The organism is Mycobacterium sp. (assembly GCF_032162105.1).
In the GTDB taxonomy this organism is placed as follows: Bacteria; Actinomycetota; Actinomycetes; order Mycobacteriales; family Mycobacteriaceae; genus Mycobacterium.
The window spans coordinates 1-13300 of the sequence record NZ_JAVRPS010000732.1 but is presented as its reverse complement, the minus strand read 5'-3'; the positions used below and the strand labels follow the sequence as shown (position 1 = coordinate 13300).

The 13300-nt window shown below is 68.3% G+C and carries 15 protein-coding genes; 7 read left to right on the top strand and 8 right to left on the bottom strand.

The features are described 5' to 3' along the window. Positions 1-707 (bottom strand): amidase family protein (locus tag QOC69_RS36915; RefSeq protein WP_526447946.1); only part of this gene is annotated, 707 nt, incomplete at its 3' end. A gap of 57 nt (positions 708-764) precedes the next feature. Beyond that, the gene (locus tag QOC69_RS36910; protein WP_526447944.1) at positions 765-1466 is read right to left on the bottom strand and encodes a GntR family transcriptional regulator; all 702 of its coding nucleotides are present in this window, start codon (positions 1464-1466) and stop codon (positions 765-767) included. 83 nt (positions 1467-1549) lie between these two features. On the opposite strand from QOC69_RS36910, the gene QOC69_RS36905 reads away from it, so the two are divergent. Beyond that, positions 1550-2191 (top strand): DUF5701 family protein, encoded by a 642-nt coding sequence (locus QOC69_RS36905; RefSeq protein WP_526447942.1) that lies wholly within the window; start codon positions 1550-1552, stop codon positions 2189-2191. On the opposite strand, the gene QOC69_RS36900 is transcribed toward QOC69_RS36905, so the two are convergent. Together QOC69_RS36900 and QOC69_RS36895 are read right to left on the bottom strand one after the other, a co-directional pair. Then, the gene (locus QOC69_RS36900) at positions 2175-3485 is read right to left on the bottom strand and encodes a cytochrome P450 (protein WP_526447940.1); all 1311 of its coding nucleotides are present in this window, start codon (positions 3483-3485) and stop codon (positions 2175-2177) included. The two genes, QOC69_RS36905 and QOC69_RS36900, sit on opposite strands and share 17 nt — an antisense overlap. Positions 3486-3888: 403 nt before the next feature. Further along, entirely contained in the window at positions 3889-4698 is an 810-nt protein-coding gene (locus tag QOC69_RS36895) for an alpha/beta fold hydrolase (RefSeq protein ID WP_526447938.1), read from the bottom strand. Between the two features lie 95 nt (positions 4699-4793). Between QOC69_RS36895 and QOC69_RS36890 the strand changes: the two genes are divergently transcribed. Continuing rightward, positions 4794-5372 (top strand): TetR/AcrR family transcriptional regulator, encoded by a 579-nt coding sequence (locus QOC69_RS36890; RefSeq protein ID WP_526447936.1) that lies wholly within the window; start codon positions 4794-4796, stop codon positions 5370-5372. Here the strand turns inward: QOC69_RS36890 and QOC69_RS36885 are convergent. After that, the gene (locus QOC69_RS36885) at positions 5261-6859 is read right to left on the bottom strand and encodes an FAD-dependent oxidoreductase (RefSeq protein WP_526447934.1); all 1599 of its coding nucleotides are present in this window, start codon (positions 6857-6859) and stop codon (positions 5261-5263) included. The genes QOC69_RS36890 and QOC69_RS36885 overlap by 112 nt on opposite strands. A 94-nt stretch (positions 6860-6953) precedes the next feature. On the opposite strand from QOC69_RS36885, the gene QOC69_RS36880 reads away from it, so the two are divergent. After that, positions 6954-7526, top strand: coding sequence for a TetR/AcrR family transcriptional regulator (locus QOC69_RS36880; protein WP_526447932.1), 573 nt, complete (start codon positions 6954-6956; stop codon positions 7524-7526). A gap of 36 nt (positions 7527-7562) precedes the next feature. Further along, the gene (locus QOC69_RS36875; protein ID WP_526447930.1) at positions 7563-8186 is read left to right on the top strand and encodes a PaaI family thioesterase; all 624 of its coding nucleotides are present in this window, start codon (positions 7563-7565) and stop codon (positions 8184-8186) included. Positions 8187-8205: 19 nt separating this feature from the next. Here QOC69_RS36875 and QOC69_RS36870 read toward each other — a convergent pair whose 3' ends face one another. Then, positions 8206-10212 (bottom strand): FUSC family protein, encoded by a 2007-nt coding sequence (locus QOC69_RS36870; protein WP_526447928.1) that lies wholly within the window; start codon positions 10210-10212, stop codon positions 8206-8208. A 62-nt stretch (positions 10213-10274) separates the two neighbouring features. Here QOC69_RS36870 and QOC69_RS36865 point away from each other — a divergent pair, with 62 nt between their 5' ends. Genes QOC69_RS36865 through QOC69_RS36855 form a run of 3 tightly spaced genes read left to right on the top strand, consistent with a single transcriptional unit; the run spans position 10275 to position 12203 of the window. Then, a complete protein-coding gene (locus QOC69_RS36865; RefSeq protein ID WP_526447926.1) occupies positions 10275-10988 on the top strand; it encodes an EthD domain-containing protein in 714 nt (237 codons plus the stop codon). Continuing rightward, positions 10985-11428 carry a TIGR03618 family F420-dependent PPOX class oxidoreductase gene (locus QOC69_RS36860; RefSeq protein ID WP_526447924.1) on the top strand — a complete coding sequence of 148 codons (444 nt, stop codon included), beginning with the start codon at positions 10985-10987 and terminating at the stop codon, positions 11426-11428. Before QOC69_RS36865 ends, QOC69_RS36860 begins: the two co-directional genes overlap by 4 nt. Before the next feature lie 16 nt (positions 11429-11444). Beyond that, entirely contained in the window at positions 11445-12203 is a 759-nt protein-coding gene (locus QOC69_RS36855; protein WP_526447922.1) for an enoyl-CoA hydratase/isomerase family protein, read from the top strand. On the opposite strand, the gene QOC69_RS36850 is transcribed toward QOC69_RS36855, so the two are convergent. Together QOC69_RS36850 and QOC69_RS36845 are read right to left on the bottom strand one after the other, a co-directional pair. Next, complete coding sequence (locus QOC69_RS36850) at positions 12200-12403, bottom strand: (2Fe-2S)-binding protein (protein ID WP_526447920.1); 204 nt, start codon at positions 12401-12403, stop codon at positions 12200-12202. The genes QOC69_RS36855 and QOC69_RS36850 overlap by 4 nt on opposite strands. Further along, on the bottom strand, positions 12403-13044 hold the full coding sequence (locus tag QOC69_RS36845) for a fatty-acid--CoA ligase (RefSeq protein WP_526447918.1): 642 nt from the start codon (positions 13042-13044) through the stop codon (positions 12403-12405). Before QOC69_RS36845 ends, QOC69_RS36850 begins: the two co-directional genes overlap by 1 nt. Between the last annotated feature and the right edge of the window lie 256 nt (positions 13045-13300).

The following is a 13300-nucleotide window of genomic DNA, read 5'->3' as shown; positions in this document are numbered from 1 at the left end:
CGGGCGACCATCACGTCGAAGACCCGGTCGACGTCGTCGATGCAGCCGGCCATCACGCTGATGCAGTCCAGCGACTTGCACGCCGGTACCAGGCCGACGGTGCTGATCAGCCCACGCGACGGCTTGAACCCGACGACCCCGTTCAGCGCGGCGGGCACACGGCCCGATCCCGCGGTGTCGGTGGCCACGGCGAACGGCACCTGGCCGAGCGCCACCGCCAGGGCCGAGCCCGAACTCGAGCCGCCGGAGATCATGTCGGCGCCGTAGACGCTGCGCGGGATGGGGTACGGCGTCCTGGTGCCGTTCAGCCCGGTGGCGAACTGGTCGAGGTTGGTCTTGCCGACGTAGAGGGCGCCCGCGTCGAGCAACCGCCGCACCGCAGGCGCGGTGGTCGACGGTACGTAGGCGTAATCGGGACACGACAGCGTCGTGGGCACGCCCTCGACGTCGATGCTGTCCTTCACTCCGAACGGCACGCCGTAGAGCGGGAGTGTCCTGGCGCCGGGGCGGTTCTCGATCGCGGCGGCGGCGGCGAGCAGTTCCTCGCGGGGGACCGTCGACAGCCATGTCCCGTCGTCGCCGCGGGCGTCGATGGCATCGGCTACCCGAAGCGCGGTCTTGGTCGGCGACCCGGTGCCTGCGGCATGAGAGTCGAGGATCTCGGCCACTGACGGCCCGATGGAGGGTCCGTGCGCGTCGTATGCCATGTCTGTCGATTGTCGACAGAATCATGGCGCTTTCGGTACGGCTGTGTGTCGATCGTGTTAGCGATGTTGCTGGCGTCCCGATTCCAAGCCATCTTCGAGACCCAGGTAGTGCAGATGGCCGTGATCTTCGAGCGCCGTGATCACGGTCCGAGCGTCGTTGGACTCCAACGCCGACAGGATCGCCTGGTGCCGGACGATGCCGTCGTCGGACCGGTGGTGGCGGGCCTCCTCTCGGAGGTTCATCGCCATGGGGAGTTGGAGCTTGAGCAGGATGGGTTCAAGGGCGATGTTGAGCTGACGGTTGTCGGCGAGTTCGACGACGGCCGCGTGGAACATCCGATGCGCGTCGTCGCGGTTCAGTTCATCGCCCGCGCGACGCATTCGATCGAGTGCCGCGCGGACCGGTAGGAGTGCGACCGCGGGCTCGGCCAGCGGCAGGGCCATCTCGATGGCGTGCCGTTCCAGGACGTGGCGCAGCGCGAAGAGTTGCAGGATGTCCGTCGACGACCACTCGGTGACCCGCGACCCGCGGCGGGGGAGGTGCTCGACCAGTCCCTGCTGAGCGAGTAGCCGCAACGCCTCCCGCAGCGGCGCCCTGCTGATGCCGAGGTCGGCGCACAGCTGTTCCTCGATGATCTTGTCGCCGGGTTTGAGCGATCCGCTCAGGATGGCTGCCCGCAGCCGATGCTCGGCGACCTCGACCAGGGACGCGGGCAGTTCGGGTCGCGAGCCGTCTCCGTCCAGTCTGGCCGCACCCATGGCAATGCCCCGCTTCTGTCAGAATTCTGCCGATTGTCGACAATCGTAGGAACTTTCCGGCCGACACGCTTCGTTGCGAGCTGGTGATCACCGCGACGTCGGCGTTGCCGAGCCTGCCCGAACAGGCGGATCGCCTCGTCGAACTCGGCGTGCACCGGCTCGCCGGGTGGTCCGAGACGCGGTTGCGCGCGGTGGCCGAAACGGCGGCCGGATCAGCGGCGTTGCTCGCGCTGCACCCGGATCTGGTGCCGGCGTCCGCGCTCACGCCGCTGCTGAGCCTGGCCGGGAAGCCGGGGTTCGTGGTCGTCGACATGGCCGACGTCGACGAGTTCACTCCGACGGTGGAGCTGCCGGATTCGCCCGTCTATCTCGTCGACGGTCTCGACCGCGGCGATGCGATGGCCAATTGGAGTCCCACCGAGGCCGGTCCGGCCATCGCGGCGGCGAACCGAACACCGCTGACCCTCACCGAGGGACTGCACTGGCTGCTGCAGCGCCCCGATACCCTGCAGCGCGGGCGGTGCTTCATGACCATCGGATCCCGCAGGCCCAAGCCGGGTGGCGGGCTGGATAACAGGACCCCGGCGATCTGGATCAGCAACGGCACCGGCCGCGACGGCGCGGATCACTTGGACGCGCCGAAGGTCGGCTGGTGCTGGGCAGGCAATCGGCACACCTGGCTGGGATTCGCCTCAGCCGGGCGCCGGCTCACCGCCGACGGATGACGTCCAGCCGAACCTCCCGTCGCGGTACCACCGCGATCCCTCGGGGCACCGATCGGGGCGGCCTGCGACGGCGTTCACGCTTCGACATCCTCAGCTCCACCGAGTTCATCAAGGTGCCTATCGAGATCGCCAGCTCGTAGGCCGCGAACGCCGCACCCGGACAGCGCCGAAACCCGCCGCCGAAGGGCAAGTACTCAAATGGCGTCGGCGCCTTGGCGAGGAATCGATCGGGATTGAACCGATTGGGGTCGGCCCAAATCGTCGGATCGAAATGCACTGCGGGCACAGCGATGCCGATGATGTCACCGGGCTCCCAGGCAAGGCCACCGACGGTCAGGGGTGCGGTGAGCCGTCGCATCACGATGGGCACGGCCGGATGCATGCGGAGCGCCTCGGACACCACGGCAGACAGGTAGGGGAGTGCGGGCAGCGACGCCGCGCTCGACACGCCGTTCAGCTCGGCGACGGCGCGATCGCGGATCGTAGGCTCGCGGTGAATGTGATAGAGCGCCCACATCAGCGCGCCAGCTGTGGTGTCGTGGCCGGCGACGACGAGCGTGCGCAGTTGCTGATGAAAGTCGTCGGGATCCATTGCCGCGGCGTTCTTTCCGGTGAGCAGCACGCCGAGCACGCTCGGATCAGCGGCATCGGGCCTGCTGGTCCGGACTTGCCGGCTCAGCAGTGCGTCGAAGCGGGCCCGCAATCGGATGAGCCGCGCCCACGGGCCCAATCCCGCAAATTCCTTGCGCAACCACGGCAAGAGCATCAGCGGCGCCGTGTTCGCGTGCATCAACGCCGTTGCGACGTCGGCGACCTCCTGGTATCCCTCGGCGTTCTCGACGCCGAACATGGCGAGCACGATGATTCGCAGCGTGATCGAACGTGCCGCCGTAGCGATGGGTATCCGCCGTCCCGGACGCCACGCCGCCGATTCCTCGGATGCCGCCCGCGCCATCATCTCCGCCCGGGCGCGCATGCGCTGACCGTGCAGTGCACCCATCAGCATCCGTCTCTTGGACCGGTGATCGTCGCCGGAGATGAGGATGACCGAGTTCTTACCGACGATCGGCTCGATCGGATTCGGAGTCGGCGCCTCCAGTATCTCGGCGGGTGCGGTGAGCAGATCACGCGCCGCGTCCGCGGAAGCGAAGAAATGCACCGGGCCGAGGCCGGGAAAGGCGACGGTGAACGGGTCGCGTCGGCCCGTCTGGCGGCGGAAGAAACCGTCCGGATCGAGTCCCGCCCATATGGAGCGAAACGCTGTTGGAATATCGACCACACTTGGTACACGCACCGAAACATGGGATCAGTTCTGGTGGAGGGCTGTGACTTTCGCTACCCGGCGGCTCAGTTGTGGCGGCCGACACCCTGCCGGATGTCACTTCGTCGGATGAGCCAGCGATCGAGCCATCGGGACAGCGTCCTCCCGTCGTCGGGCCCGCCGGCCGCCGCCCTTGGCAATTGGCCTTTCGCGGTAGGAGGCGGCTATCTGCCCCAATCCTGGTGCCGCCTTTCGCTGGACCGGCGAGCGGGCGAGGACGACTGGTGCAAGCCGGGTCAGCGCACCGTGCACGAGTGGGTTGGTCGAGTCGAACAGCTTCGTCGCGCGTTCGGTCATCCGGACCAATTGGCGGATTACCGGTAACCGGTCGGACTCATACGTGTCGAGCAGATCCTGTCTGGCCTTGCGTCGCTCCTCAGGTTTGAGTCTCGACGTCACACTGCGCGCGGTGGGCTGACTCGACGAACGGCAGCACCGCGTCCAGCCAGCCGTCGGGGTCGCCCGCAAAGGCCACGTGACCGGTGCTCAGGCCGACGAACGTCGAACCGGGAATCGCGGCGTGCACGGCCTCGCCAACCCTCACCGGCGCGGTGGGATCCTTCGTGCCCCAGGTGATCAACACCGGAGCAGTGATCTCGTCCGCTCGTTGCCGGAGGTCGTGGCCGGGTTGGGTGAAGCTGCGCCACAGCGCGGCCGCGGCGCGTGACCCATCGGCGGTGTGCGCCTTCGCCAGCACGCGGCGCACGATCGCCCGCTCGGCCGGCGTTCTGGCGTGCATGTATCCCCGAACCAACAGCGGGAAGACGGACCTGACCACCGCGGGCCTGCCCAGGACGGCGCAAAGGGCTCGGGTGAACACGGAGTGGGGAGTGAAGCCGCCGGTGTTGACCAACACCACCCCGGCGATGCGGTCCGGCCGCTCCAGGGCCAGACGGCACGCTGCGTAGCCGCCGACGGAGTTCCCGACCACGACGACGTTGCGCAGGTCGAGGCGGTCGACGAATTCGACTGCCAGGTCCCCGAACTCGACGGCGCCGAGCGGTTCGCCGACCGACGGCGACTCGCCGTGGCCGGGCCAGTCGAGCGCGATCACGCGGCGTCCCGTGGCGAGCGCGTGATGCACCGAGGCGAAGTCGGTGCGGTCGTGTAGCGCTGCGTGCAGCAGCAGGACCGGCGGGCCAGAGCCGTCGTCGGCGTACGACATGGTTGCTTGAGTGGTGGTCATGGTCGGCATCGTCAGCATCCTTTCATTGACCGGGCGGTCGGTCACTGAGCTACACTAGGCCCGAAGCGACCGCGACGGCAAGGGAGAGACAACCCGTGGTGACTCAGACCCAGGACCACGAACGGACGGGCAACAAACGCACGGCGGCGGCTGCGCGGACACGCCAGAAGCTGATCGAGACGGGTCTGGAACTCGCCGAGCACCTCGGTATCGAAGGGCTCAGCGTGAACGCCGTCGTCGCCGGTGCCGGTGTCTCGAAGGGCACGTTCTTCCACCACTTCCCGGACCGCACCGGCTATCTGGTGGCGTTGCACCGCAGATTCCACGATGCCCTTGCCGACGAGTTCTGGTCGGCCATCGGGGACATGGCGCCGGGACGCGAACGGCTGGCGGCGGCGGCCAGGATCTATCTCGACGGCTGCCTGCGCGACCGCGGCGTCAAGGCCCTACTCCTCGAAGCGCGTGGGCACCGGCCGATCGCCGACGAGGTGCTGGATCGCAATCGGCGAAACGTCGACATCGTGGCCGCCGACTTCGAGGCGATGGATCGGCGGCATCCGCGTCAGTCGGCGCGACTGTGGGTGGCCGCAACCGCCGAGTGTGCGCTGATGGAACTCGAACTGGGTCGGGCCGATCCCGAGACCAGGGCGGCGCTCGACGCCCTCGTCTCGTAAGGGGCCAGCCAGCGGTTCAGCCAGCGGTGCAGTCGATCGGCGTCACCGGGTCCACCCGCTGCCGCGAGGTACCCGTCGGGTCGGACCAGCAGCCAGGCAAGCCCCTCGGCCAGCTCGGCGGGCAGAGTCGTCTCGCGAACCGAGATGACGTCGTCCCACGGATGGTGCGCGTCGAAGATCCGGCCTGCGCCACCGCTGACCAACAGCGTGAGCGTCGAATCGTCGATCAGGTCGTACAGCCTTCCCTCGGGGAGGTCGGCATCGGGTACGCGATCGCCGGCTCGCAGCGATCCGATGCCGCCGCCACCCTTGGCGATCGGGCGGCCGCGGTAGGACGCCGCGATCTGGCCAAGCCGGGGTGCCGCCTTGTTCTGAACCGCCTTTCGGGACAACACCTTTGGCGCGAGCCGTATCAGCAAGCCGTGTACGACGGGGTTGGTCGAGTTGAACACCTTGGTGGCGCGCTCGGTCATCGCGACCAGTTGCCTGATCACCGGCAGCCGGTCGTTCTCGTAGGTGTCGAGCAGGTCGGGGCGGGCGACCCCGCGCACCACCATGGCCACCTTCCACCCGAGATTGATCATGTCCTGGATGCCTGCGTTCATGCCCTGGCCGCCGGCCGGGCTGTGCACGTGTGCGGCATCGCCGCCGAAGAACACCCGGCCCGCCCGCAGGGTGCTCATGTGCCTGCTGCTGATCCGGAACCGCGAACTCCAGTTCAGGTCGTACAGCTGAGCACCGATGTGCGCGGTGCGGTCGTAGAGCCGCTGGATGTCCTCGAGCGACGGCTCGTCCACGTCGCCGGTGATGCCGTCGGGATCGGTGGCCATGAAGCGGAACCGGCCGTCGCCCATCGGGAACACCGCGAGAAAGCCCTTGGGCGCCAGGAAGATCGACAGCTGATCCTGTGGCACAGCGCCGGCAAGGTGAACGTCGCCGAGCACGTAGTTCTGCGGCAGCGATCGTCCCTCGAAACCGAGTCCGAGGGATTTGCGGACGGGGCTGTGCGCACCGTCCGCGGCGATCACGTAGGAAGCGGTGACGGTCTCCACCCGCCCGTCGACGTCGCGGAGTACCACCTGGGCGGCGGCATCGTCCTGGGTGAGCGTGACGAACTCGACGCCGCGCTCCACGGTGACACCCTGCCGACCGAGTTGCTCGGTGAGCAGCCGCTCCGTCTCGGACTGCGCGAGCATCAAGAGGAAGTTGAATTCGCTTGGCATCCGGTGCAGTTCGATGCCGGTCAATCGCCGGCCGCCGGCGTAGAGCGTGGTGGCAGACGCCCGGTTGCCCAGCCGTAGCATCTCGTCCGCCACGCCACGCGGCCGCAACAATTCGACGGTGCGGGCCTGTACGCCCAGGGCTCGCGACGTGGTCGACGGAGCCGCCGCCCTGTCGACGATCCGAACGTCGATGCCGAGCCGGGACAGTTCGACGGCTGCAGTCAGCCCGGTAGGTCCGGCGCCGACGACCAGAACAGGTGTCATGATTCGCTCCCTAGCGTCTAAGTCAACAGCTGGTGACTTAGACGCTAGGCCCCCTCGCTGGCCATGTCAACAGTTGGTGACTTACTCTGTTGGCGTGGCCACCACCCGACCCCGCAACGCGGCGGACACCCGTGCCGACATCCTCGTCGCCGCCCGCGTGCGCTTCGGCGCCGACGGCTACGAACGCACCACGCTGCGCGCGGTCGCCGCCGACGTCGGCGTCGACCCGGCCCTGGTGATCCGGTACTTCGGCAGCAAGCACGATCTCTTCGTCGCCGCCGCGGCGTTCACCCTCGACCTGCCCGACCTCACCCAGGTGGACCCCGACCTCGTCGCCGAGGCGCTGCTGCCCAGATTCTTCGCCGTGTGGGAGGACGACACCACCTTCGTGGCCCTGCTCCGTGCGGCAATGACCAGTCCCACCGCGGCCGAGACCATGACGGCCGTCTTCGCCACGCAGGTCGCCCCCGTGCTCACGGCGGTCGCGCCCGACCATCCCCGGCAGCGCGCCGGCCTGATGGGCGCGTTCATCATCGGGTTGGCCACGACGCGGTACGTGCTCAAGAATCCCGCCGTCGCCGACCTCGGCCACGACGAACTGATCGCCTGGGCCGCCCCGGTGATCCGACACCTGCTGGTCGGAACGGCACCATCGCCCCGCGAGTGATTCGACACGGGCGTTAGAACGTGTTCTAGTTCAAAGGTGCTGGACTTCCCCGTGGAGAACCTGACCGCCGAAGAGGTCGCCCGATTGCGCGCGACCTACGAGCCGCTCACCCAATCGGTCCGTGAACTGGTCGACGCCACCATCCGCACCGAGGTCGACGCCGCAGTGGTGGCCGAGGCGAAGGCGGCGATCGACGCGGCGACGGCGCAACTGCGCACCAACCAGCTCGACGGTTCCTTCGGCGTCCGGTTCGGCTCGGATGGAGATCAGATGCCGTGGGGCAACGCCGTCATCGGCATGCGCAATCCCACGGCGCCGCCACTGGTGATCCACCACGATTCCAACGGCGGCGTGTTCACCGACTTCCACCTCGGTGCGGCCTACGAAGGACCTCCCGGCCACGTGCACGGCGGCGTCGCCGCCCTCATCCTCGACCACATCCTCGGCGAGGCGGCGAGTAGCGCGCAACGCCCGCGACTCACCGGCACCATCACGCTGCGCTACCTGCGCACCACCCGGCTCGGAGCCTTGCACGCCGAGGCCAGGATCGACCGGACCGAAGGCGTCAAGACCTTCGCCGTGGGCCACCTCGCCGACGACGAGGGCGTCACCGTCCAGGCCGAAGGCGTGTTCATCCAACCGCGGTGGGCCCGCGGCTAAGTCGATTCTGCGGCACCGATCAACTCGGCGCCGAGGACCGTTCGGCATCGGTCGAGATGTTGCCGAGTTGGGTTGTGATGGTGCCGATCTCGGCGACGAGGATACGCGCTGTGGCATCGTCGGAGCCGGATAGTTCGGTGCGGACCCGCTGCGCAGCCTCGGCCAACCGGGCGACGTCCACGCGCCATGGTGAACCCGGGGTGGGCGGGTCACCGCACAGCGCCTCCACGAAGGAGTCGACCGCGACGGTGAAGTCCTGACTCAGCGCCGAGGGCGGTTGAGCGGGCAGGCTCGCCTCGAGCGCCGCACAGGCAGCGGTCACCGCGTTGAGCGCATTGCGATAGGAACGCAGCCATCGGCGGAAGGGCCGGTCCTGTGACCAGCTGGCGCCCGCAGCGGCCTCGAATGCCGCACGAGCCCGGAACGCGCGTTCCCACGCCGACGACAGCGCCTCGGCCGGGTCGTCCAGCCGGTGCACGAAGGCCTTGATCACCGTTGCGGCGTAGTCGGTCTCGGTCTTGAGCAGCTCGCCGGCGCGTTGCCGAAGCCGGACCACCGCGTCGTCGGGCACCGCGACGTGGGCGAGCACGGCGAGGGCTCCGCCGATCAGCGTGGCCAACAACCTGTCGCCCAGCGCGGTGGCCCCCGCGGTGCCACCGACGTCGATGAGGAACACGATGGCCGCCGCCAGCGCCGCGCTCAGCGCGAGGTACCCGAAACCGGACACCGCGTAGGCCACGCCGAGGAACACCACTGCGAGCGCCACTGCGGTGAACCCGGTGGGGTGCAGCAGCAGGATCACCGCCGACGCCACCACGATGCCCACGACGTTTCCCGCGACCCGGCCGACGCACCGGGTGTAGGTATGGGCCGTCTCGGGGCGCAGCACCATCACGACGGTGAGCGGGATCCAATACCCGTGCGGGACATCGGCGAACCGCGCGATGCCGATGCCGATGGCAGTAGCCGACGCGAGCCGCACGGCGTGCCGCAGCACGGGCGAGCTCCAGGTGAGATGTCCGCGGACGGCCGCCCACATCCATCGCAGCCGCCACGGCAGTCGCGGCCGCCGCAACTGTCCGAGGTCGGCGGCCTCCGGTGCGGCCTCCCCGAAACGGAGCATCACTGCGTCCCGCAGCTGCTCCGAAAATCGCTGTACGAGCGCCATTTCCGGACCGTCGGCCGTGGCGGCGACGGCATCGAAGCGGCCCATCGCATACCCGGCCGTCTGGCGCTGAGACCGATCCGGTTCGGCGACCGCCGTCAGCACGTCGGACGCGGCAGCCAGCACGCGCGAGCCGATGTCGCCACCCTTCGACTTTCCGGCGATCGCGGTCACGGTGACCGAGATCCGTTCGGGCAGGCCGTACCACGCCCGGTAGGCCAGCGGGCGCCGCCGGGCCTGCGCATCGGTCAGCGTGAACGCCTCACGCAGCCAGAACAGGGGCTCCGGGTCCACGTGCCCGGTCGGATCGTCGGCCAGGCTGCGCGCATCGGCGGCCAGTGCACGGTAGGCCCGCGCCAATCCGTCCCGCTGGACCCGCCAGCGCCGCCGCGGCCAGATGGCGACGAGTGCGGCCTGGGCCAGCCCACCGGCCACCGCGAGTGCCGTCGCAGTCACGGTGCCCGACCACGTTGGCCCGGTCGGCGGCAGGGTCACCAACAATGCACTCCCTGCCGCGGCGATGAGTCCGGCGTTCGCGCTCACGGCCCACGCCATCCCGGCCGCGAAGCACCACAGCACCACGATCGCGGTGAAGACGATGCCGTACGACGAGAACGTCGAGGCCAGCAGCACCGCGACGCCCATCACCGCCGACACTCCCATCACCAGCACGATCCGGCCGCGCGGGCTGTCCTGCAGGGCAGTGGCACCCGCGATCGCCGCGGTACCCGCGGCGGCGGTCGCCGCACTGGTGCCACCCCAGTGCAGTCCGGCAACCGCAACGAGCAGGACGCCGAGCAGGCTGCGTAGAACACCGCCCACGTCGGGCATCGTCGGCCGTAGGGCCAGGCCCTTGATCACGGATCCATTCTCACTCGCCGGGTCGATCCGGCGGGGAAGGCTGGCGGCGGTACGTTCGTGCGGTGGAGAAGGTGATCATCACGATGCGGCGCGAGGTGCCCGGTGACGCGTGGTGCGAGCGGATGCGCACCACGGTCGCCGACGACCTGTTGCGGTTGGGCCTGGCGGGTGTGAGCGTGAACGTCCGCGACGGCGCCGTGCGTGACTCGTTGATGACCTTGACCACGCTGGATCCGCCGGTGGTCGCGCTCGTCAGCCTGTGGACGCAGCAGTACTACGGCGGTCAGGTCCGCGCCGCACTCACGCTGCTGGAGACGGAATGCGAGGAAGTGGCCGCGTACCTCGTCACCGAATCCGTTCCCTTGCCCGCGCCAGGCACCGTACCGGGGGAACGCACCGACGGATTCGCCAACGTCGCCCTGCTGCGCCGTCCCGCGGAGCTCGACCCCGAAACGTGGTTCGCCCGTTGGCACATCGACCACACACCCGTCGCGATCGCAACGCAGTCGACGTTCGGCTACACCCAGAACTCGGTGGTCAGGGTCCTCACACCGGGCGCACCGGACCTCGACGCGATCGTCGAGGAGTTGTTTCCGATCGAGGCCACAAACGATCTGCACGCGTTCTTCGGCGCCGCCGATGACGCCGACCTGAACGACCGGATGACCAAGATGGTGGCCAGTACGTCGGCGTTCGGCGCCAACCAGAACGTCGACACCGTCCCAACCAGCCGCTACGTGTTCCGATCACCATTCTCACGGGAGGACGTCGAATGACCACACTGCAGGAAGCCGCGGCGCTCGGAGCCGACGAGAGCGGCCTGTGCATCGTGTCGACGGTGCGCGCCGACGGCACCGTGCAGGCCTCGCTGGTGAACGCCGGTGTGCTGGCCCACCCCTCGACCGGCGAACCCACTCTGGCGTTCGTCACCTACGGCAAGGTGAAACTGGCCAACCTGCGGGCACGTCCGCAGATCGCGGTGACGTTCCGGAACGGCTGGCAGTGGGCGACGGTGGAGGGCAATGCCGAACTCCTCGGCCCGCACGATCCGCAACCGTGGCTGGCCGATCCCGATGCGCTGCGGCTCCTGCTGCGTGACGTGTTCACCGCCGCTGGCGGCACACACGAAAACTGGTCCGAATACGACCGGGTGATGGCCGAACAGGGCCGCACCGTCGTGTTCGTCGCACCCACGCGCGTGTACTCCAACGGCTGACGCATACGCTGCTGCCGTGCTCGTGCAGATCGACGATGCGAACGGGGTTCGCACCCTCACTCTCAACCGGCCCGAGGCGCTCAACGCGTTCAACGAGGCCCTCTACGACGCGACGACGGTTGCGCTGCGCGCCGCCGACGAGGATCCGACGGTCGCCGTGGTCATGTTGACCGGTGCCGGACGGGCGTTCAGCGCGGGCAACGACCTGAACGAGATGCGGGCACGGATCACCGACCCGGATTTCCAGTCGGGGGAGCACGGGTTCCCCGGCATGATCGAGGCCTTGACCAATCTGCGCAAGCCGCTGATTTTGGCGCTGAACGGGCTCGGCGTCGGCGTCGGTGCGACCATCCTCGGCTACGCCGACCTGGTCTTCATGTCCTCGACCGCCAGGCTGAAGTGCCCGTTCACCAGTCTGGGCGTCGCGCCGGAGGCGGCCTCGTCCTACCTCCTGCCGCAACTCGTCGGCAGGCAGAACGCGGCCTGGATCCTGATGTCGTCGGAGTGGGTGGACGCCGACGAGGCGCTCCGAATGGGATTGGCCTGGAAGGTCTGCGCACCCGACGATCTGCTGCCCGAGGCCCGACGGCACGCCGAAGTGCTTGCGTCCCGGCCGATTCCGAGCCTGATGGCGGTGAAGAAGACGATCGTGGATCCGGCGCGCGCCGAGATCGGTGCCGCGTTGCAGCGCGAGTACGCCCAGTTCGCCGTGTTGATGGGCGGCGCCGCCAACGCCGACGCCCTCGCCGAGTTCGCCGACCGCCGCGGCTCCTAGCGACAGCCTCGGGGCCCGGCGTGTACCGGGCAGTCCTTGACCGTGGACGCAGCGATGATGGCTCGGACGGTTCGGCGGCATCGGCCGCAGTCGGCACCGGCACCGCACGCGTCGGCGATCTGCTTGGACGTGGCGGCCCCGCTGGCGACGAGATCGTTGACCACCTGACTGGTGACCCCGGTGCACAGGCAGACGAACATCAGTTCACCTGCTCGTCGACGGCCATCAGATGGGCGAGCGTCCCGACGAACACCGTCGGATGGGCGCCCGGCTCCTGCACTCCGAGCGACATCCACTCCGCTGCCGCATCCGGGTGATCGATCCAGCGCCTTGCACTGATCTCGTCCTCGATCTCCTGCAGGATCATCACCTCCTGCCCGTCGTCGAACGCCCGGTAGACCCAGATCTTGCGGACCCCCGCTTGCTTGAACCGGTCGGCGGCGCCGTGCACCTTGTCCATCAGTGTCGCGACGTCCTTGACGAGGGTGACCACCCCGACGATCACTGCGGCGACGTCATCGTCAGGTGAGGGTTCGTGGAGGTCGATCTTCTCGACGACCTCGCCGGCGAATATCGCGGGAATGTCGTCGACGCCGGAGACGTCGAACAGTTCGAAGATTGCCGGCGACCGCAACACTTCGCGGACCGAATTCGGATGGCGGATTCCGATGGTGACCAGGACGCGTCCGGGTTCCCAAATGGATTTGTAGACGACCACGTGGTGCGCGGCCATTCCGGCCAAATGCGTTTGACGCGCCTTGATCGACGACCACATCAATTCGATGTCGTCGACCCGATAATCGGCAGCGAGAATGAGCGAGTGCAACCGGTACTCGCCCATTGGATTCCCCTTCGAATTCGAGTGCACCGACGGGGGACCCAGCGGCGCTGCCTACGTAGTTAGCGCAGTCTAACCTTACTAAGGCCAGGCAGTCCATCCTCCGTGGCCAGCGCAGGCATGGCTATCCTGTGACATGGCGATTTCGTGCCGCGGAGACGCCGAAAACCGCTGTGATTCGGTCGCTCTCGTCGTGCGCTTGCACTAGATTGAAAACGTTCCACAGCCAGGACACTCGACCAGCCCGCGCGGTGTTATA

What these genes read in the sequence shown, in the direction of transcription:
- QOC69_RS36845 (WP_526447918.1), bottom strand. Translation starts at nt 13,044, where the DNA reads ATGGGCGAGTACCGGTTGCACTCGCTCATTCTCGCTGCCGATTATCGG.
- QOC69_RS36885 (WP_526447934.1), bottom strand. Translation starts at nt 6,859, where the DNA reads ATGACACCTGTTCTGGTCGTCGGCGCCGGACCTACCGGGCTGACTGCA.
- QOC69_RS36895 (WP_526447938.1), bottom strand. Translation starts at nt 4,698, where the DNA reads ATGACCACCACTCAAGCAACCATGTCGTACGCCGACGACGGCTCTGGC.
- QOC69_RS36910 (WP_526447944.1), bottom strand. Translation starts at nt 1,466, where the DNA reads ATGGGTGCGGCCAGACTGGACGGAGACGGCTCGCGACCCGAACTGCCC.
- QOC69_RS36860 (WP_526447924.1), top strand. Translation starts at nt 10,985, where the DNA reads ATGACCACACTGCAGGAAGCCGCGGCGCTCGGAGCCGACGAGAGCGGC.
- QOC69_RS36850 (WP_526447920.1), bottom strand. Translation starts at nt 12,403, where the DNA reads ATGTTCGTCTGCCTGTGCACCGGGGTCACCAGTCAGGTGGTCAACGAT.